Source organism: Bacillus sp. LSHTCR4, from assembly GCF_057197025.1.
The window spans coordinates 1,056,398-1,079,339 of sequence record NZ_JBXUNO010000001.1 but is presented as its reverse complement, the minus strand read 5'-3'; the positions used below and the strand labels follow the sequence as shown (position 1 = coordinate 1,079,339).

The following is a 22,942-nucleotide window of genomic DNA, read 5'->3' as shown; positions in this document are numbered from 1 at the left end:
TGTTATATAATGAATTTATAGAATTTACAGAAAAAAGGAGCACCTTCATGCTACAACAACTATTCGCTTCACCTATTTTCTCTGTTCAAACTTTACATCCAGGTTATGAAGACCATGCAAGCGATGTATTTCTTGTTAAAACAGCATTTGAAGAAGTTATTGTTCGTTCCTCAAAAATGACTGAAGAACCAAACAATGATTTTTGGTGGGGATGTAAAAACCTTTTTGGAATCGATCCAAGGAACGTACATCATTTAGAGCATATACACGAATTATTGAAAAAGCATACTAACTTGCCCATCCCCACTATTTTGCAAAAACATGTTTTAAATGGCCGGAAGTATGTTAGTGTCGAAAAACTAACAGGAAGTACGCTCCAATCCTTTATCGGACAATCTGATTCAATTTTATTCAGCCTTGGAAAAGGACTAGCAGAAATTCATTCGTTTCAAGCAGAGTTTACAGGAAACCCATCAGGTACTTTCCAAGTTCCACTAGAAGAATTTAAGTCTCACATACTAAATGTCAGTAAAGAACTTGTAAATAGATTTTATTCCGATACTGCGAGCATCCGTAACGCATTTTCTACTTTTGAATCACAACTTTCTTCCTTGCCAACACCAAAGGAAGCTACGCTCGTTTTAATTGATATGGACCCTACTCAGTTTTTATCTGATGGTGCAACTATTACAGGTTTAGTAGATACAGAAGCTTACGCAGTTGCTCCCCGAGAATTTGATTTTATCGGCTTAGAATATGTATTTACAGAAAAGGAAGCTCATGCTTTTAAACAAGGTTATGAAACCATCATGCCTATTCCTAATCTTGTAGCATGTAGACGTCCCTATCGATATTTGTACCGTTTATTATCTGTTCAGGGCAGTGTGGAGTTAGAAAAGTGGCTAAGTCATCCATCCTATTTTTAAATACGAAGGTGAGGGGTTATGAAATGGAAATTCAGAAAAAGTGTTCTTTAACAGAATGTGAAATACAACAAATGAAAGATTTAGCTCATATTTGCGGGCAACACGATCAAATTGATTACTCGTCAGATTTACATGTAAACTTTTTAACTGCTCGTAATAAAGAAGAGATAAATGACTTTTTACTCTATGACGATACTCAATTAGTCGGTGCATTAAGTATGTATGACTTTGAAAGACCTACCAAACTTGAGTTATTAGGCTTTGTTCATCCGAACTATAGGAAACAACATATAGGTACTACTCTTTTACAAACCGCAATGAAAGAAATACGATTAAGAGAGGCAGACGAAGCTCTTCTTATTATGAATGGGGAGTCTGCTTCTGGGAAAGCATTTGCAATACATATGAAGCTGCCTTATTTATATAGTGAATATAGTATGGAGTTCAAAGCAAATGAAGCGCAAAAAAGAACGAAGAATGCTATACAGCTTACTCTTGCATCTTCAAAATCACTTCTTGATCTGATTGAAATTTCTAGTAAAGCGTTTGGAGATTCAGTAGAAAACACCGCTACATGGTTACAAAAGATGATGGATTCATCTTCCCATCAAGTTTACAGTGCTCTTATCGATGAAAAAGTGATAGGAACAATTACAGTTTCTAAACAAGAGCAATCTACTACACTATCAGGATTCGCCGTTCATCCTTCCTATCAAGGTAAAGGATACGGAAAAGATATTCTTATGTCCATGGTACATACCCTTATTACAAAAGGAGCTTCAACAATTGAATTAGACGTCGAAATGAAAAATAACCATGCTTTAAAATTGTATACACAATGTGGTTTTGAAATGAAAACGAAGTATGATTATTATAATGTAATGAATTTCGAGGTGAATGCATGTGTCTAAAAAACTAATTTATTCTGATTATGATATTTTCGCATCCATTTATAATAAACATTGGGGGCATTATGCTGAACACTCCTATCTACTTTTGGAAAAACTCGTTTTACAATACGCACCACCACATTCTCATATTTTAGATCTTTGCTGCGGGACTGGTCACCTTACTAAGAAATTAATTGATAATCATTTTGTAGTAACTGGTATAGATGGTTCTACTCAAATGATTGAATACGCACGTCAAAATGCTCCAGACGCATCCTTTATCGTCGATGATGCTCGCTATTTCAATATAAATGAGCAATTTCAATATGTTATCTCTACTGGCGATAGCTTAAACCATATTTTGAAATTAGATGAATTAAAAAGTGTTTTTCATAATGTCTACTCCGTATTACATAGCGAAGGTACATTCGTATTTGATATGAATATGGAAAAAGGCTTTCTTAAAAATTGGAGTGCTTCATTTCATATTTCAGCAGATGAATATGTTTGTACGATTGATTCTACATATGATAATGAAAATAAAAAAGCAGTCATGAACTTTATACTATTTCAACATGACATAGATTATAATTGGACAAGAAGTGACTTTTCATTTGAAGAAGCTTGTTATTCAAATGAAGAAATAATTTCTTCGCTAGAATCCGTAGGTTTTAAGGACATTCAATCCCACGGTACAAATAGAGCATTTTTCATTTGTCAAAAATAAAAAACTGAATCATAACGATTCAGTTTTTTCTTAGTATATTTACAATAGCAGTCGTTTCATTATTTTCTTTATATACACGTGGAATTCTTCTGTCTAACATACATGTAACTTCATAGTTAATTGTACCTAACATATCCGCTATTTCTTCAACAGCGATGTTTTCTTCGCCTTGTTTACCGTAGAATACTACTTCGTCTCCTACTTGTACTGGCATTGCTTTTGAAACGTCTAGCATGAGCTGATCCATACAAACACGGCCAATAACAGGTACTCGAACTCCATTTATTAATGCATGCCCTTTATTAGATAACTGACGATTATATCCATCCGCATAACCAATCGGTACAGTTGCAATCCATTCGTCACCAGTCGTTACATACGTATTCCCATAACTTACACCGCGATTTTTCTTCGCATGCTTAATATGGGCTACTTTTGATTTTAACGACAACGCAGGCTGTAGAGAAACAACTGAATGATCTACCTCTTTTGAAGGATACATTCCATAAATCCCAATACCTACACGAACCATATTTTGAAATGTATTGCTAAGTTCCATTGAACCTGCACTATTTGAACTATGAATATATGGAATATGAATCCCTAATTCTTTTGCTGCATTGACAGCTTTCTCAAATAAACTTGTTTGCATATTCGTATATGATTTATCGATTTCATCTGCCGTAGAGTAATGTGTAAACATTCCTACTACCTCTACATACTCCATACGTTTTAATTCTTCTAAAAATGGTTTAATCTCTTCTTCTTGTAAACCAATGCGACTCATTCCTGTATCAATTTTCACCTGAATTTGCGCTTTCTTTTGAAGACGGTTTGCGATTTCATTTATACCTTGTAAATCTTCACTTCTATAAACAGTCATCATAACGTCATATTGAATTGCCTCTTCCGCAGCTGTTACTGATGTATAGCCTAAAATTAAAATCGGTACGTTAATTCCTGCTTCTCTTAACTCTATCGCTTCATCTACAAATGCAACTGCAAGCTGGTTTATTCCCGCTTCAATAGCAGCTTTCGCAACTTCAATTGCCCCATGACCATACCCATTCGCTTTTACAGCAGCCATCATTGCAATATTTTCATCATTCACTCGTTTTTTAAATTCTTTTACATTATGTTTTACTGCATTTAAGTCAACTTCAACAATTGTATCTCTTCCATATTTCAAACTCATTGGTCTAACTCCTAACTCAATAATTGCATTCCATTCTACTTCACGTTTCATATGACCTTTTACAATATAATACTTTTCAATATGCTAGTCAAACTACTAGAATTTTCGGAATTTTGAGTATGATATAATACCCTCAAGAAACTATTATATACGTAGATGAGGAGAATTACAATGTTTGTTCAATCTGCATTACACCAACTACAAGTTGCTGTTGATACTTCTATTCAACTGCTTAACCAATATAATGTAGCCGATTTAAAAATACAACCCATTCACTCAAAGCGATCATTATTTGAAATGTGTGCACATCTTTCTCTTATTTGCCATGCAGATTTACTCATTTTAAATGGTAGTACGGAAAAAGAGTTACGCACCTTTTATTTAGAACATACACCAGAAACAATTGCCTATATGCAACAAATAATGATTGAAGGATACAATCTTCTCTCTAAAACATTTCTTTCCTATTCCCAAGAAGAATTAGCAGAAGTTATGACTGCCTATTGGGGTGTTTCTTATTCTCGGTTTGAATGGTTACTTGAAATTCTCTCGCATTTTTATCATCATCGTGGACAAATACATATTTTATTGTGCGAGCACATTAAAGATCCTAACATACCTTTATTTCAATAAAGGTATGTTAGACGATATGAAATTTTTCTAAGGCAAATAAAATACCGCCTTCACTTGATTTCTTTGTAACGAAATCAGCTCTTGTTTTTAACTCTTGTCCGCCATTGCCCATTGCAATCCCTAATCCTACATACTGCAACATCTCAATATCATTTCCACCGTCACCAAAAGCAACAGCTTCTGATTTACAAATGTTTAAATGATCCAATACTTTTTGAATTGCAGTTAGCTTCGATACTTCACTATCTTCCAATACATTTATAACGTAATTATGAAAACACTCAAACGTAAGCATTGGATATCTTTCAAGAAATTTTTGAGCTTCTATTTCATCCGCATACAGACATAAACAATAGACCTCTTCTGACAAATCCCTGCTTTTTTCAGGATACTTTGCTAAATTTAAAGTCTCGTTAAGCGCTTGAATTACACGTTCATTATCCGAGGCTATCCCGTTCATTGCAAAATCCTCTGTAAAATAAGAAACGCCGTGACCATGTAATTCAGCAAACCCTGAGATATCATGAACGATTTCACTTGAAAGTACTGATTTATGTATAACTGTTTCTCCACACTTAATATGTGCACCATTTGCAGAAATAATTGTATGTATACCTAGCTCTTTAAATTGTATGCATAAACTATATGGTCTCCCTGTCGTAACAACTACATGAATCCCTTTCTCTATTAACCTATGTATCGCTTCTTTTGTACTCTCGTGCATACTTCTATCAATCTCACTTAAAAGCGTACCGTCAACATCGAAAAATACAACTTTGTACATAAGTCTCTACATCCCGTCCAAATGATTCGTATCATTAATGAAATGTACTGTTTTTTGTTCACCATCAATTTCAATTAAGCTTATTCCCGTATCTCCCATTTTAAAATAATAGTCCATTGAAATTGGCATTTTGAAGAACGCACGTAATAGACTATTTATTACACCACCGTGTGCAACAATTGCAATTCGGTCATATGTATTCTCTGTCACGATTTTAGAAAAGATGCCTTCTATTCTCATTCTAAATTCAATAAATGACTCCCCATTTTCAAAACGATCATGAAGAAACTTTGGCTCTGGATATTTCTTTGCTTCTTCAAACGAAAGACCTGCTTGCACTCCATTATTGAACTCCATTAATTCCTCTTCTAATTGAATGGGACACCCAATTCCTTCCGCTAATGTTTCACCCGTTTCACGAGCACGTTTTAATGTACTTGCCCAAATGAAATCTGGCGGAAAATCTGCTTTCACTTTCTGTACAAGCCTTTGCACTTGCTGCCTTCCCTTTTCTGTCAATTCAAAATCAGCTCGTCCTTCATGTACGTTTAAAATATCAGCTTCTGATTCTCCGTGGCGTATTAGTAGTATTTGCATGTATTCTCCACTCCCTCTATTTAATATTCGCAAAATTCAATTATATCACACTCTAAATTTTTTATAAAAAAATAGAGTGCTTTAACAATTGTTCAATCCCTTTTAGTTAAGGCGTTATTTCCCTTAACAATTCCATGTACTCTAGACTTATAATTCTTTCAAAAGTGACGTAGAAAAGAGTCCTATCCATACGTATAGGACTCTTTTGTCTATTAAAATTCAGCTTGAGCTGTCTTCATCAATTGGGCTTTATAAGATACAATCCCTTTTCCTTCTGTCGCACTTTTCCGTTCACTTTTGAGTTCGATTGTTGCATCCTCACCGTTAATAACTAATATTCCAGTGCCTTTTGTACCGATATCATCTGTCCAAGCAAATATCCAAGTTGTTTCATTTTGTTTTGTAGCCTGCGTTTCGAACATACCAGTAAGTGTATTGTTTAGGCGCTGTTCTACATGCAGCGTAGCTTTATCTATATTCGGATTTGATTCAGTAGTTCCCCATGTTTGAATGAATACACTTACCTGATTTTCACTGTTACTATCAACAGGATCGAAGAACGCCTTTAGTGATTCCGATTGTTCCGTATTGTTTTTAGTGCCATCATTTGGGTTATTTTCATCCGGTTGACTTACTCCTGCGTTGCTATCAGAACTTGGCATTGCTTGTTTTGCTCTCTCTTCCTCCATTGCTTTTTCTGACGATCTTGTTAGGACCATTGGATAATCCCCTTGAGTAATGCGTATTTTATCCTTACTAAGTTTTTCTAACTTAAATTCTAAAGCTGGTTCTTGATGCGTACCAGGATACATAAATGTATATTCCGGTTTCCCTGAAAAAACATTTTTTTGTATATTTGTAAACTTCACTACCGCTGTGTAGTCCGTTTCATTTAAAGCCATTGCAGAAACTTCAATTATATTTTGACCTTTTTCAACTATCTTATAGAAATATGTTTTATCCTTTTCACTCTGCCACATTCCTTTTAGCCCTTTTGTTGCATCTGAGGCATAATCCTTAATTGTGATAGGTATCTTTCTTGTTAATTCTCCATTATGCTTTTTATTTTTATAACTAACTTCAATTTCCACACTTATTTTTGAAGGTGACTCGTTTGCAATGATATTCACTTGCCCACTTTCGGTTATTTTCACCTTAGCAACATTTTCATCTTTTGATTTAACCGATAGAAATTCTTTTTCAGCCGCCCCTAAGTTTATCGTATTTTCTTTTGCTGTTCCTTCATCGTATAACCTTAAGGATAAATTAATGTTTTTTTCTTCACCAGGCTTCAGTGATACTTCACTGAAATTTGCAATAAGTTCCTTGGCTATTATACTTGCATCCGCTTTTTCCACATTCACATTTGCTTTTTGTTCTTCTTTCTTCGGTTCTGTTTGTTTCTTTTCAGTTTGTTGTCGCTCTGTATTCGTTTTTTCCCCCTGTGATTCATACACAAAAAACGCAGACATACACACAATCATAATCCCTATAAAAATAATAATTCCCTTTTTCACAATTCCCCCTCGATTCTATAATACTTAATAACTTTGCTTTCTTTTCTACTTTTGATAACTATTTATATATAAAATTGACTAATTCATTTAAAATATATTACAAATCAGAAACATTTAAAACGTTTATTTCGAATATTTTTACTTCCCCTCAAAAAGCAGATATAAAATAAATTGAAACTTTAATCAGTGGTTTTTTTCATCCCTCACCTTACTTCTTTGCTTTCGCTGAATTTTGAGGTGGGGGTCTTACTGCCCATTAAAGCGGGATAAATAACGAATTGCAAGACTAAGAAATTGCAAGCTATATTGTGTACAACAAATAAGAGAAAACACCATCTTAAGATGGTGTTTTCTCTTATCTATCTCATCTACAATATCGATCGGGTTGACCGCAGGTATCACAGTATTCACAGGGATATGGGTCGCATTAACTTCAACACATACATGGATGGTCATTACATTTGCAACACGTGCATTCGCGTTCAATTTCACCACACCCGAAACAGCGAGCTGCATGCATCTCATCTTCATAGTCTCTTTGTTGCGGACTACGTCCTAAAAAGTCGTCAGCTGCATCCACCATATATTCATTACCGCCTTGTTGTCTATAAAAGCGGGCATCTTCCTCAGCTTGATTCTTCCGTTCTTCATAATCGTTAATATGATCATAAGTACCAGTATATCCGCCATATCCTGTATTGGCGGGCCTTATTATAGGTTCCCTAATTGGATTACTGTTAAAACCTCCGCCATAATTCCTTTTATCATTTTGTTCTTTTTTTCTCGTTGTATCATACAATATTCCTGCTGCAAATAATACAAGTAAAATGGCAAAAGCACCTAAAAGAATTGAAATAGATACAGCTACAAAGAATAGCATAACAGTACCTAAAAAAAACAACACACTTTTTACATTTTTATATGCAATTGTAGAAATTATAATAATAAAAATACAACTATATTCTACAATTGCAGCACTTGGTAAATCCAAGAAATACCAAATAATCGGTATAACCGTTGCTAATATTACCCACATAAATTCTTTCCCCCTTGTTTTCCTCTCTTACATATCATATGAAATATATTATAAAAAATAAATATGCATATAAGAAAAATGCTAGGAATATATATCTTTTTTTATATTATTTTTCCGTTTATTCTTCTTCGGTTTCTTTCAAGATCGTTTCCTGTTCCTTTTTGTAGTCTAGTATTTCCCCCTCCATTCTGCTCTTACTATCATTTTTAACTTTATATTCCATTTATTATAATTTATAATAATTATTTGTTTTTTTCTATCAATAAAATATGTAGACACAAAAACAGCGGAATTATAATTCCGCTGTTCGCTTTTTCACTTAATATTAATTCCGAATTTATCTCCAAATTTCAAATCAGCATTAGGAGCAATAGTAATTTCGGCCTGACCTTTCTTAATAGCATGTATTGTATATTCCTCAATAGGCATTGCAACTCTTCCTTCATGAGGGACTTCATCCATACTTAACGTATCCGCACTTACTAAGATTTTAAGTGGCTGATCTGGGTCCATATTCTTATGGTGGAGTTTTAGCTTCTGCCCTACTGACATTTGTAAAAGTCCATCCGCCCCTGGAATATGCCAAATCACTTTATTAGTCCCTTTTTCTATTTCAAAATCTATAATATACTCTCCATTCTCTCCAATCTTGACTTGATTATCCTCATCTGCTGTTTTACCTGATGTTTCAATTTGTGCTTCAGGTTTACTCTCTTTCGCATCCTGTTTAACACCACTAGAATCTATTTTTTCCTTAGGCTTATTTTCTTCTGTATTTTGTTTTACATCACCTGCAACAGTCTGCTCCTTAGGCTTATTCTGTTCAGCTTCTTGTTTCTCATTACTTGATGTAGCTTGCTCATTCGGTTTGCTTTCTTCAGTTTGTGACTTTTCACTACTTAATTCAGTTTTTTGTTTTTCGCCACACCCTGATAATGAAATCAATATAACAATAAGTAAAAGCCATCCTTTGCGCATATAACTAATCCCCTTCCCCTTTTATACATGTACTTACTCATGTTAATCCATCTAGTATGTTGATTGGTATTCTCTTATTCAACAAATCTCTCCCAAAAAGCGCACTACATACGGAATCTCCATTAAATAATTTTCTTGAAAAATAATTAAATCAAACTTTTACCACCTCATTGTGGTAAATAATTCTATGTACTTACTTTTTCAAACACCCTAATCCTACAAGGATTTCAAAAGAATCAGACAAGAAAAATCCTATCTATGTGTATAAGATTGAACTTTCCTTGTCTTTTAGAATTCTTGGCTGTGCTGTTTTTTTACTAGTCCTTTTTAAGTTTTACGTTTTGAGTTATTACTCCTCTTCCTTCAATGCCATTTCGATTTCCTTTTAAGTCTAATATTACGTTGCCTTCTTGAAATGTAATAGTACCTGTTCCTTTGGTTTCAAAGTTATCAACCCATGTGAATGACCATGTGGACTCATTTTGCTTTACGGCATTCGATGTAAACATCCCCATCATGGAAGTTGTTATTCCATTACTATTATTAGACCGCTGTTCTACTTGGATTGTTGCATTTTTGTCATCAACCATGGTAAACAAAGCACTGACAAGAAGTTTATCTTCATTTTGGATATTATAATAATCTCCATTTAGTTTGTTATTTTGACTTGTTTTTGCATTATTATCTTGTTTTGGTTGTGTAGTTTTGCCTTGATTTGGTTGCGTATTGGTACTTTGGTCCCCTCCAACAGGAACTAACTGTGCTTGTTCGAATTCTGCTTTAGACGATTTCGTCAAATTCAATACATCTTTCCCTTTGTGCACAACCACTTTATTTACACTAACTCTCTCTAGGGTGAACTCTTCATCTGGTGGTATATCTCCATCTTGTGCGTAGGCCTGTGTATACTTCATTTTTCCGAATAATTCTTTTTGCTTAAATGCATTAAATTGAACATCACCTGTATACCAGATTTCATACAAATCAAACGCTTGAAACTCTATTTTCTTTGCATTTTTCTGATTTATTTTCACAAACAATTTTTTATTATTTTCATCACGCCAATACCCTTCTAATCCTTGTGTTACATTTGTTTCCTGATTGTTAATTGTAATAGGTATCTTTACTGCTGATTCTCTATTTTTCTTTTTATTTCTATAAGTAATCTCAATTTCCGTACTTTTTTGTGATGGGGACTCGTTTGCAATAATTTTCACTTGCCCATTTTTCATTATATTTGCCTCTGCAACATCATCATTTCTAGATTTAACGGATAGAAACTCTACTTCATCTACTCCTAGGTTAAACGTATTTTCTTTTGTTGTTTTTTCATCATATAATTTTAAAGATAAAGTGACGCTACTTTCTTCACCGGGTTTCAGCGATACTTCTTTAGGATTTGAAATAAGTTCCTTGGCTATTATACTTGCATCCGCTTTTTTCACATTCACATTTGCTTTTTGTTCTTCTTTCTTCGGTTCTGTTTGTTTCTTTTCAGTTTGTTGTCGCTCTGTATTCGTTTTTTCCCCCTGTGATTGATATACAAAAAATACAGACATACACACAATTATAATCCCTATAAAAATAATAATTCCCTTTTTCACAAATTCCCCTCAATTCTATAATACTTAATAACTTCTCTTTCTTTTCTACTTTTCATAACTATTTTTATTTATAACTCACTAAGACATTTAAAATATATTACATATTATTAACATTTAAAACCCTTATTTTGAATATTTTTAAATTTATGTAAAAAAATACAGACATAGATTAAAATCTCTGAGAAATATTACTTAAAAACAGCTAGGAAACTAGTTACAACTCTGTGCATCAAAACAATGGAAAAACTGTCTACTATTATTACACGAATCAAAAATTAAAAGAGAAATGGCACCCCATTTCTCTTTTTCACTCTTATTGCTCTTTTTCTGTATTATTTAAAGGCAGTTTCTTCGCTTGTTTTTCTTTAAAGATTTCTCCAATTGCCCCGAGAGTACCAAGTGTTTCAATTGCATTAGATGGAATAAAAACTTTATTTGCTGGCCCTTTCGCAACTTCAGCTAATGATTCAAATGATTTGTAAGCAAGTATACGTTCATCTAAATTCGCTTCACGAAGTAATTCAATTCGGTTTTGTTCTGCTTTTGCGATTTCCTCAATCGCTCTTGCTTCCCCTTGCGCTTCTAATTCTTTTGCTTCTTTAATACCTTCCGCTTCTCGAATACGTGCTTCTTTATCCCCTTCAGCCATTAAGATTTTACTTTGCTTCTCCCCTTCAGCACGAAGGACTTTATCTTGCTTTGCAGCTTCAGCTTCTAATATGATCGCACGTTTATTACGTTCTGCTTTCATTTGTTTTTCCATTGACGCTTGCACATCTTTTGGCGGATTAATATCGACAACTTCAACACGTTCAATGCGAACGCCCCATTTTTCTGTTGCTTCATCAAGCGCTAAGCGAATTTCTGTTGAAATTTTTTCACGACCCGATAACGTTTCATCCAGTTCCATTTTACCAATGATTTGACGCATCGTTGCTGAAGTAATGTTACGAACACCATATTCATAGTTCGAAATACCATATGTCGCAAGTTCCGGTTCAACGACTTGATAGAAAATAATCGTATCAATTTCTACTTGTACATTATCTTTCGTAATTACCTTCTGCGGTGGTACATTCGTTTGTTGAATACGTAAGTCATGATATACACGAACGCGATCTACAATTGGTATTAATAAATTTAATCCTGGCTGCATTACACGCTGAAACTTACCAAATCTTTCAACGACTCCAACTTTTTGCTGTGGAATAATTTTTATTGTTAATGCGATAAATGTAACAACAATTAATGCAAATATAATCGTTAACGTTAATGCGACTACCATATTTATTCACTCTCCTTTTTTACTTGTAATATAGTACTATGCCTCTTTATAACAATAACTTTTTCTCCAGCATCAATTGGTTCATCGGCAATAGCTGTCCAAGTATCTCCATCCACCTTCACAATACCGTTCGTTTCATTTGTAATCGCTTGCATAATAATCCCTTTTTTACCGACTAGCATATCTACTGTATCAGTAAAACCTTTTGCTTCTCGAAAGTTTTTTGAAATTTTTTTTGTAAAGAAAGTCAATGTTAAACTTACAATCCCACCAGCAATAACTTGTAACAGTAGTGCTTCAGGAACGAACAAAGCAATAAGACCTCCGACAACAGCTCCAATTCCAAGCCAAAGCATGTAAAATGTAATCGACAACATTTCTGCAATAAATAAAATACCAGCTATTATAAACCAAATTACCCAAGCAGCCATATGCAACCCTCACTTTCTTTCTCATTTTCTATATGTATATGAAGAAAAGAATGGTTTATCCGCCCTTTCTACTACGTGGGCGCTTACTACAAGCTATTGTACATATTCACTGTATAATAAGTATTATTAAAATACTATATTAATATATTCTTCATTATACATGAAAAACCCTTTCAAAAAGTGACAAAAAATTTAATTCTTTCAAAATTTATTTTTCAAATTATAATTATTATAACTACTGTCATATTTTTCCCAGAAAGGTTGTGTGCTTATTGCAAAAACGTTCATTGACTTACTATTTAGGATCGAAAATATGCATTACTCTCGCTGACATCGTATACATAATGATTATTACTACTCATATGTATATTACAACTAAATCCGCTGCATTAACTGCTCTTTTTCCATTATTACAAGTCATGACTAATCTTATAGCAAATACATCTGCACCACTTATAATGAATCGTTTTTCATCTTATTCATTACTTTTTACACTGCAGTGGCTAAAAACTGCTCTATTATTTTTATTCACGCTATTATTCCCAATGGTTTCCACAAGCATTGTAACACTATTCATTTTCATCTTTTTCATTTCATTGTGTAGTGGCTGGAGTGCTCCATTATTATACGGTATTCTTCCGCGCCTTACACCGAAAGAAAAATTAGTAAAAGTAAATAGTATATTTTCCTTTTCTACACAAATTGCGCAAGCCGCTGCTTATTCATTTACAAGTATTATTGTTCTTCTCGTCGGCGCTACTTCTACACTCATGATGAATAACATATTAATGATTTTTGGATGTGTTGCATTACATATTTCATTACGATCCATACATACTGAACGAGTAATAGAGCCTTCTTCTTCAAAAGGTGCTGCTTTATTGGAAGGTTGGAAACTCTTATTTCAAAACCCTTCTCTTCGTACTGTTACATGTATGGACTTAATTGAAACTTTTGCAGGGACAATATGGATCGGTGCTATTACGATGGCTTATGTAACAACTGTCCTTCATAAAGGAGAAGAATGGTGGGGATTTATTAATACAAGTTATTATGTTGGGACGTTAATTGGCGGTCTATTAGCATGGAAAATGAGTACATACATTCAAAACAATTTAATACGCTCTATGGCGATAGGCTCTCTTATGTTTAGTATTCTTACATTTTTATATGGTATGACAAGTAGCGGCTTTATTGCGCTTTTTCTGTGCGTTCTAATGGGACCATGTTATCAAATTAGAGATATTTCTCAAACGACAGTTCTACAATCAAGTGTCGCTCCTTCTTTACTATCAAAAATGTATACAGCTCATGGCGCACTTCTTTCGACAGCTTCTGGTCTTTCTATGCTTAGTGTTGGCATTATCACTGATATATTCGGTGTTCGTACAATTTATATCATTGCTGCTTTTCTTATTTTATGTTCTGCTTGTTTATCTTTTAGCCTATTAAAATATCATAAGACAAATCAAAAAGATATTTCAATGTAATCAATAAAACAAAAAGGACAGAAATTCCTGTCCTTTTTGTATATTCTATTTATGACAAACCCGGAATTTTTCTATGTTTTGTCGCTTGTTCAAAAGCATATGCCAGCTTAATTAATATTCCTTCACTAAAAGCTGTACTTGCAAAAGTAATTCCAAAAGGCCTTCCGCTTTCCATATATCCCGCAGGTATTGCTATAGACGGATAACCTGCTTTCGCACATATAGTGGAGCCTATATAAGAAGGGAACAGAATTGCATCAAGATTATATTTTTCCAGTGCAAAATCAATACCTTGTTCTTGTGAAAAATATATATCTTCTAATCTTGCATTTAAATATTCTGGATTTCTTAACGTATTAGGAAAATCTTTTCTTCTTTCTAACTTAGTTTGTCCATATTTCAGAGCTCTTTCTGCTATGTTTTCATTAAACTCCATTAACTCTGAAATAGAATGCACTGGTATAGTAGACGGTAATTTCGAAAGATAGTTATCTAAACTATGCTTTAATTCATAGAGTGATACACCCCAGCTCCATTCTCTATGAAAAGACGGAATATTAATATCCTCTACTACCCTCGCACCCTTACTACGTAATACTTCAATTGTTTCCTTAAACAATTTCTCATCATACTCACCAGATTCATAATACTCTTTTGGGGCGTTGTTATATACACCAATCTTTGTTCCATTTAAACCGTTAACATCCAGATACTCTGTATAATCATGTTCTGCTATCCCTTCACTTTTATGAGTAGCTATATCTTTCTCATCTACCCCAGTTAACCCCCCTAGTAAAATAGCAGCATCCGTTACTGTTCTAGCAAATGGACCAGCTGTATCTTGCGAATATGTGAACGGAATAATACCTCTACGACTAATTAGACCAACAGTCGGTTTAATACCGACTACAGAGTTTTGAACAGCTGGACTCAAAATAGAACCATCCGTTTCTGTTCCAACCGATACTACTGTAAAGTTAGCAGCAACTGCTATGGCAGACCCTGTACTTGAGCCACCAACAAACATATCATCCTCACCCGTACCGTAAGGGTTTATTGTTTGTCCACCTCTTGCACTATATCCAGCCCACATTTCAAATGACATTGCATTTGCTAATTCTGTCATATTTGTTTTCCCTACTATCACTGCTCCTGCTTCTCGCAGCTTCGTGACGAGAAATGCATCTTCACTACTTATATTTTTTTCTAGCGCAATCGTACCTGCGCTTGTATGCATAGAGTCATTCGTTTCAATATTATCCTTAAGTAAAACCGGTATACCATGTAATGGACCTCTTATACCTTGAATCTTTCTTTCATAATCTAACGCTTCTGCAATAAAGATGGCGTCTGGATTGATTTCTAAAATAGAATTGATTTTCGGTCCGTCTTGATCATACTTTGCGATTCTATGAAGGTAATACATAACTAATTCTTTTGATGTTAATTGCCCAGCTGCCATTGCTTTTTGTATATCATGAATTGTTAATTCTTTTTGTAGTAGTGTATTGAACCGAATCTCCATCATCATTCTCCTTTTATAAAGCCTTTTATTGATTACATGTACCTATTAGTTTTTCATTTTCTCCGCTCCTCGCGTATACAATTACAATCCCTTTAAAAGAATTCAACTTACCAATAGAAAAACCTTTTATTTCCTGAAAAATAAAAAGAATCTGAAACGAATGAATTTACGTTTCAGACTCTTTTATTACTGTGCATATACTTCATCTAACAAATGTAAAAACTCACCTTGTTTCCCCGCTAATTCAGGGCATTTTGCAATATCAATCCATTCGTAGCAAAATACTAAGCCTTCATCTTCCTCACCGGCACTTACAATATGTTCCCAACTATCTTTTACATCTGTTAGTAATGTTACGTGGAAGAAATGACGTTTTTGATATTCCTTTTTTTCTTTCACATGTATGATGTAATCAGCTAGGAATCGTTCTATGCATAAATGACGTAACCCAGACTCTTCTTGTACTTCACGTAAAATCGCTGCTTCTAGCGTTTCCCCTTCTTCAACTGTTCCCCCTGGCACTTGTATACCAGCTTCATGTATATCACGATGTTTAAAAACAAGCAGTTGCATAACTCCTTCTTTTTCTCTTGTCACATATGCGTGTACTTTTTTCTTATATAACACCGTCATAATCCTTCTCTCCCCTCAATTGTTCACTGCGCTACTTCTTCAAGTGTCAGTTGATTTTCATATAAATATATAGCTTGTGGATTTCCCACATACCTCACGTGCCATGGTTCAAATCGATAGCCCGTAATCGATTCTTTCTCTTTTGTATATCGAATGACAAAACCAAATTTATGGGCATTTTCAGAAAGCCACTGCCCTTCTTTCGTTTCACCAAAAATTGTCTCTAACTGAAACTTAGCAGATTGTGATGTGATATCCATAGCTAGTCCTGTTTGATGTTCACTCGTTCCAGGAACTGCACTCGACATTGCTGTTTTTGCTTCTCCATCTTGCTTTTTATACATCGTATTTAACGCTTTTTGCCGATCAAAAGATCTAAATCCAGAGACTGCAAATAAGAAAACACGCTCTTTATCCGCTTGCTGAAACATTTCCTCAAGCGCACCGGCTGCCTCTTTCCTCATTTTTTTCTTTTCTTGATCACCTTCACTAGAGTAGCGCACTTTCGGAATAACTAAATCTGGCGGTCTATACCCATCTGGTAAACGTCTACTTTTATTCACAAGCACAAGCATTGAATTCGGATTACTAATTACCGCAATATCCCCATCCATATTCGCAATCGTTTCTTTCGCTTTCGGAAATATGTTATTTACATTTACCTCGCGTGCTTGCTTATCCTTATACATCTTATAATTGATTCCCGCTACTCCAACAATGAGTATCGCCGCTACGATACCAAGTAGTATCCATCTTTTTTTCATATAACGACCTCTTATTTTAATAATTTGGCCATTTCATACTCATCGATGTTCTCTCCATCGATAATAAGAGAAGCTCTTTTGACACCTTCTTTCTCAAATCCAGCTTTTTTATATAGTGCCAGAGCTCTTGTATTGTGGGCCATTACCGTTAATTCTAAACGCCATACATCATGTAATCTTGCCCACTTCTCGACCTCTTTAAACAATCTAGTCCCAATACCTCGCCCGCTATACTCTTGCAAAATCCCAATTACAATACTTGCTACATGTCTCTTTCTTTGAATATGATTTCCATTCACTAAAATAAATCCTACTATTCTCTCTTCTTCAACTGCTACCAATATTGTTGCATATTTATTTTCTACAAAGCGCTGAATCATTTGCTCTTGTTGCTTAACTGTAAATTTCCTTTCTCCTGGTTCATACAACATAAATTTCGTTTCTTCATCTAATTGCTTACTTAATTGCAAAAATGATGCTGCATCTTCTATTTGGATCTTCCTAATCACTTCAATCACCCTACCAGTTTCATAATAAAAAGCTTTCCTTGTAAAAAGATTTTCTCTACTTTCCCGAAAATCCCTTTGTAAATCTCCCAGTATAATTTGACAAATTTCGATATTACTATAACAACGACAAATTATGTCTATTCTGTGACGTCTCATCATTACAAAAAAACGCAAGCATTACACTCACGTTTTTCACACTCTCCCACTAATTTAAGATCACTTTATCCATTCACCTTTTCTGCCTGCCAAAAATATTCACCAAATGCTTTAGCTAATGCATCAATCGATCGATTTAGTTCTTCCTCTGTATTATCTACACCACCAACTTCAATTAATATTGCTTGCCCTGACAAATCTTGATTATAGACTCCATTGCCTGTTTGGAATCCTTTTTGTATGACACCGCGGCTAACCCCTGGATATTTCTTATTAATTGTCTCGTGTAAAGCCGTTGCTAATTGTAAGTTCTTTTCATAGTTTTTATTTCCTTTTCCTATTACGAAAGCAAGCTTTGCATATGATTTATCTCCAATTGCTTTTGTCGTTACATTTTTCCGAGCACTATCACGATGTAAGTCAAAAAAGTACTGCAATTCCTTATTGCCCGTCATTGCTTCTTGTACAATTTCCCGTGACATTTTATAAGAACTATTACTATTTAACCCTTTACTAATCAACTTTTGACCCACATCAGTCTTGTCGTTAGTTGCTCCGATCCCTTCATTTGCTAATTGTTCACGAAATCGGTCGCCGACTATTGAAATATTCGTTACGGAACTTGTTGCTTTATTCGGATTTGGATCATTTGTTAAATTCAATAACGGCAAATAAGATTCCCAGCTATGCGAATGATAAATAAATGCAACTTGTCGTTTCCCTGTCGTTTGGGCTGGTTGCTTTTTCTCTTTATTCGTATCCTGCTTTGGAGCCTGTCCTCCTTCTCCAGTCCGTTCTTTTACTACTTCTTCAAGTGGAACGCTCGATTCTATCGGTAAGTTAGAATAATTTGTCCCTTCACCCGCAATAACAATTTCTGTATCGTACTTACCAAAACCAGGTAGCTCTTTACCGACAAAACTGCGTACATCGTTAAAACGAATATTCGTAGCCATAGAAAAGAGAAACGAAGAAATTGAAAAATCCTGATTTAAATTTCGATATTCCTGTGTAAAATAATGATTCTCTTTCCCAAGAATATACATGTAACCATTCATCGATAACTCATTTAACCAATTATATAAATACGTTGACTTTGTCTCTTTCATAGAAGTTACCATCATACTAATAAGAAAAAAAGTCGCTAGTACTGTCGTAATAATAAATAATACTAACTTACGTACACTCGTGAATTTCACATAAAAAAAGCCTCGATTCATACTATCACCCTCTCTATTTCAAGTTATGTACAAGCTCTAGAGAATAGACCGTCTAAATTCCGGCTATATTGTTTATGAGGTGAAATGAATTGAAGCTACTAATAGGAACATTACCCATTGTACTATCATTTATTTTTTATTGGCTTGCTAAGCATCCTACAACCCGCGTTGCGTTACATATTTCTGCGTACTTAGCACTTTATGTACTCGGTACAATTATTTCTATTCATATATACGATGTTTTAATACGAGATTTAGTTTTTATGACAAGCATTCATGGAATTTTACTAAATCCATTTTTCCTTCTCTCAGGAGCGTATATAGGAATATACACTTTGTACCTACTTTTGTCTTATATTATTGCAAATATAAAACATGGAGTATAATGAAATGCAACCACCGTTCATCTGTCATACATGTAAAAAAAGAATTGCACGAAAGAAAGATCTTATTACTGCCACATCGTACTTCCGCTTTTATTTATTTCACAGTGATTGCTTTAAAAGACAGCAAGTGTTTATCTCGCGATTTATCCCCGTGAATACACTTTTTAATTTCTTTCTTATTATATATGGACTTATTTTTGGCAGCATTCTTATGATTACAGAGCCATCTATCATTTGGCTCATTTTCTTATTTCCAATTTCATATCGGTTTCTTTCCTATTATTATGTTGAACGTTTTTTCTCTACATAACTTGCAAACTGTCCTCTAGGAATACTTAAACATTCCCACTCATTTTCTTTTAACATTTTACCAATGTAAATCATTTGTCCAATATGCAAAGCATAATGAGAGATTTGTCTTTCAATTGCTTGCATGACAGTATGTGCTTCACCGCGAATATATACCGTCTGTAATACCTGTTCCGGCGTTAGCACATTCATCGTTTTAAAAACATATTCCCATCCTTCATTCCATGCTGCAAGTACCTCTTTCTTAGAAGAATAACCACCTTCAAATTCAGCATCTCGGTTACGATCTATTTTTTCACCATCAGATGATAAAAAATCCGTCCATCTAGAACGCATATTACCGTGCAGATGCTTAATTATGATTGCTATGCTATTTGTTGCTTCATGAGAAGACCATTCAATCTGTTCATGTGTTAATTGTGAAAGCACACGTTCCCCTTGTTTCTTTGTTGCTTCAAAATTCGAAATGGCACACTGTACATATTCGCGTCCAATATCCATGTTCGCCCGCCTTTACATTAACTAATTTTTGTTCCGTTTGGTAATTCCATATTAGGCTGAAGCAGCACAACATCACCAGTTTCAGGAACTCCTCCCAATACAAGTACTTCAGATTTGAATCCAGCTACACGTTTTGGCGGAAAATTTACAATCGCAACGATTTGCTGACCAACTAAATCTTCTGGATTATACCTTTTCGTAATTTGAGCACTTGAATGCTTTATCCCAAGTTCCCCAAAATCAATTTCTAGTTTAATCGCGGGCACTCTTGCTTCTTTAAATTCCTCTGCGTGTGTTACAGTTCCAATTCTTACATCCAAAGTTAAAAAATCTTCAAAATTAGCCATTTTATCATTCCTCCCAATTATTACTTAGACAAAACCTAAAAATCCCCTTTAAAAAAAGAAAGGCACCTAAGCACCTTTCTTTTGTAATTCACTTGATTCATTTGATTTATAGAAGAAGAAACCGAGAATCCCGCCAATACATGATGGGATTAACCATCCTATTCCTTCGTTATATAATGGTAACATTTGCAATACGTTAGAAATCGCGTCAATTTTAATCTTCGCACTTTCTAAACCGTTAAAGAAACTAATTAACAATGCACCTAAAATAGCTCCAATATAAATGGTATTACGCTTCCCAATCCATTTATGGAAGTAAGAAAGTACGATTAATACGATTGCAACTGGATAAATGATCATCAACACTGGTAAAGTAACTGCGATTAATTGTGTTAAACCTAGGTTAGATACAATTAAGCTAAATACACATACCATTGTTACAATCGTTTTATGCGAAAGTTTTGGGAATAAGTTTGTAAAGAAGCCAGCACAAGCTGATGTTAATCCAACAGAAGTTGTTAAACAAGCAAGTATAATAACAAGTCCTAATAAAATTTTACCACTTGTTCCATATAACTCATTTACAACATTCGTTAAAATAAGCCCACCATTCTCTGATACCCCAAGTGATGTACTTGTTGAACCAAGATAAGCAAGTGATAAATAGATTAACGTTAAACCAAGTACAGCGATAATACCTGATACTACTGTTATTTTTGCAATTTGATTACTCTCTTTTATTCCTTTAGAGCGGATAACTTGTACAACAACAATTCCAAATACAAGCGCACTAATTGCATCCATCGTTAAATATCCTTGAATAAATCCACCAAAGAAAGCATTTTCTTTGTATGCCGCTAGCGGCGCAGCTGGTTCTCCAATCGGATCAACCATTGCCTTTCCGACAATTACAGCAACAATCAATACTAACAATGGTGTAAGAAATTTCCCGAACCAATCCACTAATTTTGATGGATTTAAAGATAAATACCAAGTTATTCCGAAGAAAATTATAGTGAAAAGAAATAGCATGTACCACTCTGAAACTAATGTCTCTGATAAAAATGGCTTCATACCCATTTCAAATGAAACGGCTCCCGTACGTGGAATCGCGAAAAATGGTCCAATCGCTAAATAACTAATCAATGGGAAAATAAACGCAAATATAGGGTGAACTCTAGAAGATAGCGCTTTCAAGTCCCCCTCTACAAACGCGACAGCTGTTACAGCTAATAGGGGTAATCCGACTCCCGTTACAAGGAATCCAATTGTAGCAACCCAAACATTCTCTCCAGCTTGTTGACCTAAAACTGGTGGGAAAATTAAATTTCCTGCTCCTAAAAATAGTGCAAATAACATTAAACCGATTGCTACCGTATCACCTGGCCTTAAACGTCCCTTCATGCTTTTCATTTGCATAGCACTTTTTCATTGTTTATCTCTAATTTCACAATATGCTATGCATCCTCCTCTCTGCTCAAGCTGATAAAATATGCCCCTTACAAAGCAGTGTCTTTCTCCATAATTTCTCCATTCCCCTTATTTTTACTCTAATTATTAATTTTCGATTTTTGATTTTTTTGAATTTTTAAATCATTAGAGTGGTATTGCGTGGAGTATAGTTGTCAGACCTCTTTGTTTTTATCACACATATAGTAACATATTTAGTTGAAAAATAAAAACATATTTTCAAATTGACTTTTTTGAAAATCAAAATTGTCTACATTTTTTATTCTTTTACACAAATATTGTTTCAGCCTCGCTTATTATTCTATCGTTATTTTTAAATAACTTTATACACGTAACATAACAAAAGCCATCTAACATAATTAGACGGCTTTTGCATGTTACTCTATCGTTTCAACTTCACGTGGATTTTTCATCTCTTCCACATATACAACTCTAAATCCGTGATCTTCTAAATCTTTCAATAACGTCTCTAATTCACCATCGTTAAACTCTTCTCCTAATGTAAACATAATTCTACGAACTAATAAGGCATCATTATCAAAAGTCATTAAACTTTGGATACCTGTATATTTTTTTAATACTGTCGATAATTTTTGAATAGCTCCATTATAATCTTGTGTCCCAATCATGACAGAGTATTTACTAGAATGAACGCCCCAAGCATCTTCTAATAGCTCAAAAACTTTTTTATGCGTTAAAATCCCAAGAAAGACTCCTTTTTCATCAACTACTGATAAATAAGGTAATTTTTTTATTGTAAAAAATACTTTAAAGAACGAAGAATCTTCTCTGACATACCCTTCTTTATCGTTTAATAGTTGTAATACACTCTCTTCTAGTGAGCCTTTATATTCTAAAATATCTACTTTATATATATTCCCTAAATATTTCTCTTTTTTTTCATCTAAAACTGGTACACAACGATAACCAGTTTTATTTAAATGCTCTAGCGCTTCCCCTATTGTAATTGAACTTGAGCAAAATAAAACTTCCCTTTTCGGCACATAATTCCCTTTAATCCTCATAAAC

At 34.3% G+C, this 22,942-nt stretch carries 25 protein-coding genes; 7 read left to right on the top strand and 18 right to left on the bottom strand.

Annotated elements, in window-relative coordinates; all coding sequences use genetic code 11:
* The first annotated feature begins 47 nt into the window (after positions 1-47).
* The 3 genes from AC2CGR_RS05510 to AC2CGR_RS05500 are packed head-to-tail and all read left to right on the top strand — an operon-like array spanning position 48 to position 2,543.
* The gene (locus AC2CGR_RS05510; RefSeq protein ID WP_087964254.1) at positions 48-926 is read left to right on the top strand and encodes a nitrate reductase; all 879 of its coding nucleotides are present in this window, start codon (positions 48-50) and stop codon (positions 924-926) included.
* A 23-nt stretch (positions 927-949) separates the two neighbouring features.
* Entirely contained in the window at positions 950-1,837 is an 888-nt protein-coding gene (locus AC2CGR_RS05505; protein ID WP_484480609.1) for a GNAT family N-acetyltransferase, read from the top strand.
* Positions 1,830-2,543: a class I SAM-dependent DNA methyltransferase gene (locus tag AC2CGR_RS05500; protein ID WP_087964256.1), complete on the top strand. Its 714-nt coding sequence runs from the start codon at positions 1,830-1,832 to the stop codon at positions 2,541-2,543. The genes AC2CGR_RS05505 and AC2CGR_RS05500 overlap by 8 nt, the downstream gene beginning before the upstream one ends.
* A gap of 19 nt (positions 2,544-2,562) precedes the next feature.
* Here AC2CGR_RS05500 and alr read toward each other — a convergent pair whose 3' ends face one another.
* Positions 2,563-3,738: an alanine racemase gene (gene alr, locus AC2CGR_RS05495; RefSeq protein ID WP_484480909.1), complete on the bottom strand. Its 1,176-nt coding sequence runs from the start codon at positions 3,736-3,738 to the stop codon at positions 2,563-2,565.
* A gap of 171 nt (positions 3,739-3,909) precedes the next feature.
* Here alr and AC2CGR_RS05490 point away from each other — a divergent pair, with 171 nt between their 5' ends.
* The gene (locus AC2CGR_RS05490; protein WP_484480608.1) at positions 3,910-4,371 is read left to right on the top strand and encodes a DinB family protein; all 462 of its coding nucleotides are present in this window, start codon (positions 3,910-3,912) and stop codon (positions 4,369-4,371) included.
* A gap of 7 nt (positions 4,372-4,378) precedes the next feature.
* Here AC2CGR_RS05490 and AC2CGR_RS05485 read toward each other — a convergent pair whose 3' ends face one another.
* From AC2CGR_RS05485 to AC2CGR_RS05450, 8 genes are all read right to left on the bottom strand, one after another.
* On the bottom strand, positions 4,379-5,155 hold the full coding sequence (locus tag AC2CGR_RS05485; protein ID WP_087964258.1) for a Cof-type HAD-IIB family hydrolase: 777 nt from the start codon (positions 5,153-5,155) through the stop codon (positions 4,379-4,381).
* 6 nt (positions 5,156-5,161) lie between these two features.
* Positions 5,162-5,752, bottom strand: a complete 591-nt coding sequence (locus tag AC2CGR_RS05480) for a histidine phosphatase family protein (protein WP_061688182.1) — start codon at positions 5,750-5,752, stop codon at positions 5,162-5,164.
* A 212-nt stretch (positions 5,753-5,964) separates the two neighbouring features.
* Positions 5,965-7,269: a hypothetical protein gene (locus tag AC2CGR_RS05475; protein WP_484480607.1), complete on the bottom strand. Its 1,305-nt coding sequence runs from the start codon at positions 7,267-7,269 to the stop codon at positions 5,965-5,967.
* A 433-nt stretch (positions 7,270-7,702) separates the two neighbouring features.
* The gene (locus tag AC2CGR_RS05470) at positions 7,703-8,305 is read right to left on the bottom strand and encodes a hypothetical protein (protein WP_087964261.1); all 603 of its coding nucleotides are present in this window, start codon (positions 8,303-8,305) and stop codon (positions 7,703-7,705) included.
* A 315-nt stretch (positions 8,306-8,620) separates the two neighbouring features.
* A complete protein-coding gene (locus tag AC2CGR_RS05465) occupies positions 8,621-9,283 on the bottom strand; it encodes a hypothetical protein (RefSeq protein ID WP_484480606.1) in 663 nt (220 codons plus the stop codon).
* 317 nt (positions 9,284-9,600) lie between these two features.
* The gene (locus tag AC2CGR_RS05460; RefSeq protein WP_087964263.1) at positions 9,601-10,887 is read right to left on the bottom strand and encodes a hypothetical protein; all 1,287 of its coding nucleotides are present in this window, start codon (positions 10,885-10,887) and stop codon (positions 9,601-9,603) included.
* Positions 10,888-11,200: 313 nt separating this feature from the next.
* Positions 11,201-12,172, bottom strand: coding sequence for an SPFH domain-containing protein (locus AC2CGR_RS05455; protein ID WP_087964264.1), 972 nt, complete (start codon positions 12,170-12,172; stop codon positions 11,201-11,203).
* A 2-nt stretch (positions 12,173-12,174) separates the two neighbouring features.
* The gene (locus AC2CGR_RS05450) at positions 12,175-12,603 is read right to left on the bottom strand and encodes an NfeD family protein (protein WP_087964265.1); all 429 of its coding nucleotides are present in this window, start codon (positions 12,601-12,603) and stop codon (positions 12,175-12,177) included.
* 272 nt (positions 12,604-12,875) lie between these two features.
* Here AC2CGR_RS05450 and AC2CGR_RS05445 point away from each other — a divergent pair, with 272 nt between their 5' ends.
* Positions 12,876-14,093, top strand: a complete 1,218-nt coding sequence (locus AC2CGR_RS05445; protein ID WP_131101986.1) for an MFS transporter — start codon at positions 12,876-12,878, stop codon at positions 14,091-14,093.
* A gap of 49 nt (positions 14,094-14,142) precedes the next feature.
* On the opposite strand, the gene AC2CGR_RS05440 is transcribed toward AC2CGR_RS05445, so the two are convergent.
* The 5 genes from AC2CGR_RS05440 to spoIIP all read right to left on the bottom strand — a co-directional run bounded on the left by AC2CGR_RS05440 (position 14,143) and on the right by spoIIP (position 18,900).
* Complete coding sequence (locus AC2CGR_RS05440; protein ID WP_270185265.1) at positions 14,143-15,618, bottom strand: amidase family protein; 1,476 nt, start codon at positions 15,616-15,618, stop codon at positions 14,143-14,145.
* Positions 15,619-15,804: 186 nt separating this feature from the next.
* A complete protein-coding gene (locus AC2CGR_RS05435) occupies positions 15,805-16,251 on the bottom strand; it encodes an NUDIX hydrolase (RefSeq protein ID WP_087964268.1) in 447 nt (148 codons plus the stop codon).
* Positions 16,252-16,274: 23 nt separating this feature from the next.
* Entirely contained in the window at positions 16,275-17,015 is a 741-nt protein-coding gene (locus AC2CGR_RS05430) for a M15 family metallopeptidase (protein WP_087964269.1), read from the bottom strand.
* An 11-nt stretch (positions 17,016-17,026) separates the two neighbouring features.
* Positions 17,027-17,524: a GNAT family N-acetyltransferase gene (locus AC2CGR_RS05425; RefSeq protein WP_131101982.1), complete on the bottom strand. Its 498-nt coding sequence runs from the start codon at positions 17,522-17,524 to the stop codon at positions 17,027-17,029.
* Positions 17,525-17,745: 221 nt separating this feature from the next.
* Positions 17,746-18,900 (bottom strand): stage II sporulation protein SpoIIP, encoded by a 1,155-nt coding sequence (gene spoIIP, locus AC2CGR_RS05420; RefSeq protein WP_087964271.1) that lies wholly within the window; start codon positions 18,898-18,900, stop codon positions 17,746-17,748.
* Between the two features lie 89 nt (positions 18,901-18,989).
* On the opposite strand from spoIIP, the gene AC2CGR_RS05415 reads away from it, so the two are divergent.
* Entirely contained in the window at positions 18,990-19,286 is a 297-nt protein-coding gene (locus AC2CGR_RS05415; RefSeq protein WP_087964272.1) for a hypothetical protein, read from the top strand.
* A gap of 4 nt (positions 19,287-19,290) precedes the next feature.
* Positions 19,291-19,596 carry a permease gene (locus AC2CGR_RS05410; RefSeq protein WP_131102729.1) on the top strand — a complete coding sequence of 102 codons (306 nt, stop codon included), beginning with the start codon at positions 19,291-19,293 and terminating at the stop codon, positions 19,594-19,596.
* Here AC2CGR_RS05410 and AC2CGR_RS05405 read toward each other — a convergent pair.
* The 4 genes from AC2CGR_RS05405 to cbpA form a co-directional block, all read right to left on the bottom strand.
* Positions 19,569-20,096, bottom strand: coding sequence for a DUF1572 domain-containing protein (locus AC2CGR_RS05405; protein WP_484480605.1), 528 nt, complete (start codon positions 20,094-20,096; stop codon positions 19,569-19,571). The two genes, AC2CGR_RS05410 and AC2CGR_RS05405, sit on opposite strands and share 28 nt — an antisense overlap.
* 17 nt (positions 20,097-20,113) lie before the next feature.
* Positions 20,114-20,443 (bottom strand): chaperone CsaA, encoded by a 330-nt coding sequence (gene csaA / locus AC2CGR_RS05400; RefSeq protein WP_087964275.1) that lies wholly within the window; start codon positions 20,441-20,443, stop codon positions 20,114-20,116.
* Positions 20,444-20,509: 66 nt separating this feature from the next.
* On the bottom strand, positions 20,510-21,847 hold the full coding sequence (gene brnQ4 / locus AC2CGR_RS05395; RefSeq protein WP_412678151.1) for a branched-chain amino acid transport system II carrier protein BrnQ4: 1,338 nt from the start codon (positions 21,845-21,847) through the stop codon (positions 20,510-20,512).
* A 443-nt stretch (positions 21,848-22,290) separates the two neighbouring features.
* The gene (cbpA, locus tag AC2CGR_RS05390; protein WP_087964277.1) at positions 22,291-22,938 is read right to left on the bottom strand and encodes a cyclic di-AMP binding protein CbpA; all 648 of its coding nucleotides are present in this window, start codon (positions 22,936-22,938) and stop codon (positions 22,291-22,293) included.
* Between the last annotated feature and the right edge of the window lie 4 nt (positions 22,939-22,942).

Excerpts from the sequence above, each read along its gene's own strand:
- AC2CGR_RS05450 (WP_087964265.1), bottom strand. The coding sequence starts at position 12,603 with ATGGCTGCTTGGGTAATTTGGTTTATAATAGCTGGTATTTTATTTATT.
- alr (WP_484480909.1), bottom strand. The coding sequence starts at position 3,738 with ATGAGTTTGAAATATGGAAGAGATACAATTGTTGAAGTTGACTTAAAT.
- AC2CGR_RS05430 (WP_087964269.1), bottom strand. The coding sequence starts at position 17,015 with ATGAAAAAAAGATGGATACTACTTGGTATCGTAGCGGCGATACTCATT.
- AC2CGR_RS05490 (WP_484480608.1), top strand. The coding sequence starts at position 3,910 with ATGTTTGTTCAATCTGCATTACACCAACTACAAGTTGCTGTTGATACT.
- AC2CGR_RS05440 (WP_270185265.1), bottom strand. The coding sequence starts at position 15,618 with ATGGAGATTCGGTTCAATACACTACTACAAAAAGAATTAACAATTCAT.
- AC2CGR_RS05480 (WP_061688182.1), bottom strand. The coding sequence starts at position 5,752 with ATGCAAATACTACTAATACGCCACGGAGAATCAGAAGCTGATATTTTA.
- AC2CGR_RS05455 (WP_087964264.1), bottom strand. The coding sequence starts at position 12,172 with ATGGTAGTCGCATTAACGTTAACGATTATATTTGCATTAATTGTTGTT.
- AC2CGR_RS05405 (WP_484480605.1), bottom strand. The coding sequence starts at position 20,096 with ATGGATATTGGACGCGAATATGTACAGTGTGCCATTTCGAATTTTGAA.
- AC2CGR_RS05470 (WP_087964261.1), bottom strand. The coding sequence starts at position 8,305 with ATGTGGGTAATATTAGCAACGGTTATACCGATTATTTGGTATTTCTTG.
- AC2CGR_RS05505 (WP_484480609.1), top strand. The coding sequence starts at position 950 with ATGGAAATTCAGAAAAAGTGTTCTTTAACAGAATGTGAAATACAACAA.
- spoIIP (WP_087964271.1), bottom strand. The coding sequence starts at position 18,900 with ATGAATCGAGGCTTTTTTTATGTGAAATTCACGAGTGTACGTAAGTTA.
- AC2CGR_RS05510 (WP_087964254.1), top strand. The coding sequence starts at position 48 with ATGCTACAACAACTATTCGCTTCACCTATTTTCTCTGTTCAAACTTTA.
- AC2CGR_RS05485 (WP_087964258.1), bottom strand. The coding sequence starts at position 5,155 with ATGTACAAAGTTGTATTTTTCGATGTTGACGGTACGCTTTTAAGTGAG.
- brnQ4 (WP_412678151.1), bottom strand. The coding sequence starts at position 21,847 with ATGAAGGGACGTTTAAGGCCAGGTGATACGGTAGCAATCGGTTTAATG.
- AC2CGR_RS05465 (WP_484480606.1), bottom strand. The coding sequence starts at position 9,283 with ATGCGCAAAGGATGGCTTTTACTTATTGTTATATTGATTTCATTATCA.
- csaA (WP_087964275.1), bottom strand. The coding sequence starts at position 20,443 with ATGGCTAATTTTGAAGATTTTTTAACTTTGGATGTAAGAATTGGAACT.
- AC2CGR_RS05435 (WP_087964268.1), bottom strand. The coding sequence starts at position 16,251 with ATGACGGTGTTATATAAGAAAAAAGTACACGCATATGTGACAAGAGAA.
- cbpA (WP_087964277.1), bottom strand. The coding sequence starts at position 22,938 with ATGAGGATTAAAGGGAATTATGTGCCGAAAAGGGAAGTTTTATTTTGC.
- AC2CGR_RS05410 (WP_131102729.1), top strand. The coding sequence starts at position 19,291 with ATGCAACCACCGTTCATCTGTCATACATGTAAAAAAAGAATTGCACGA.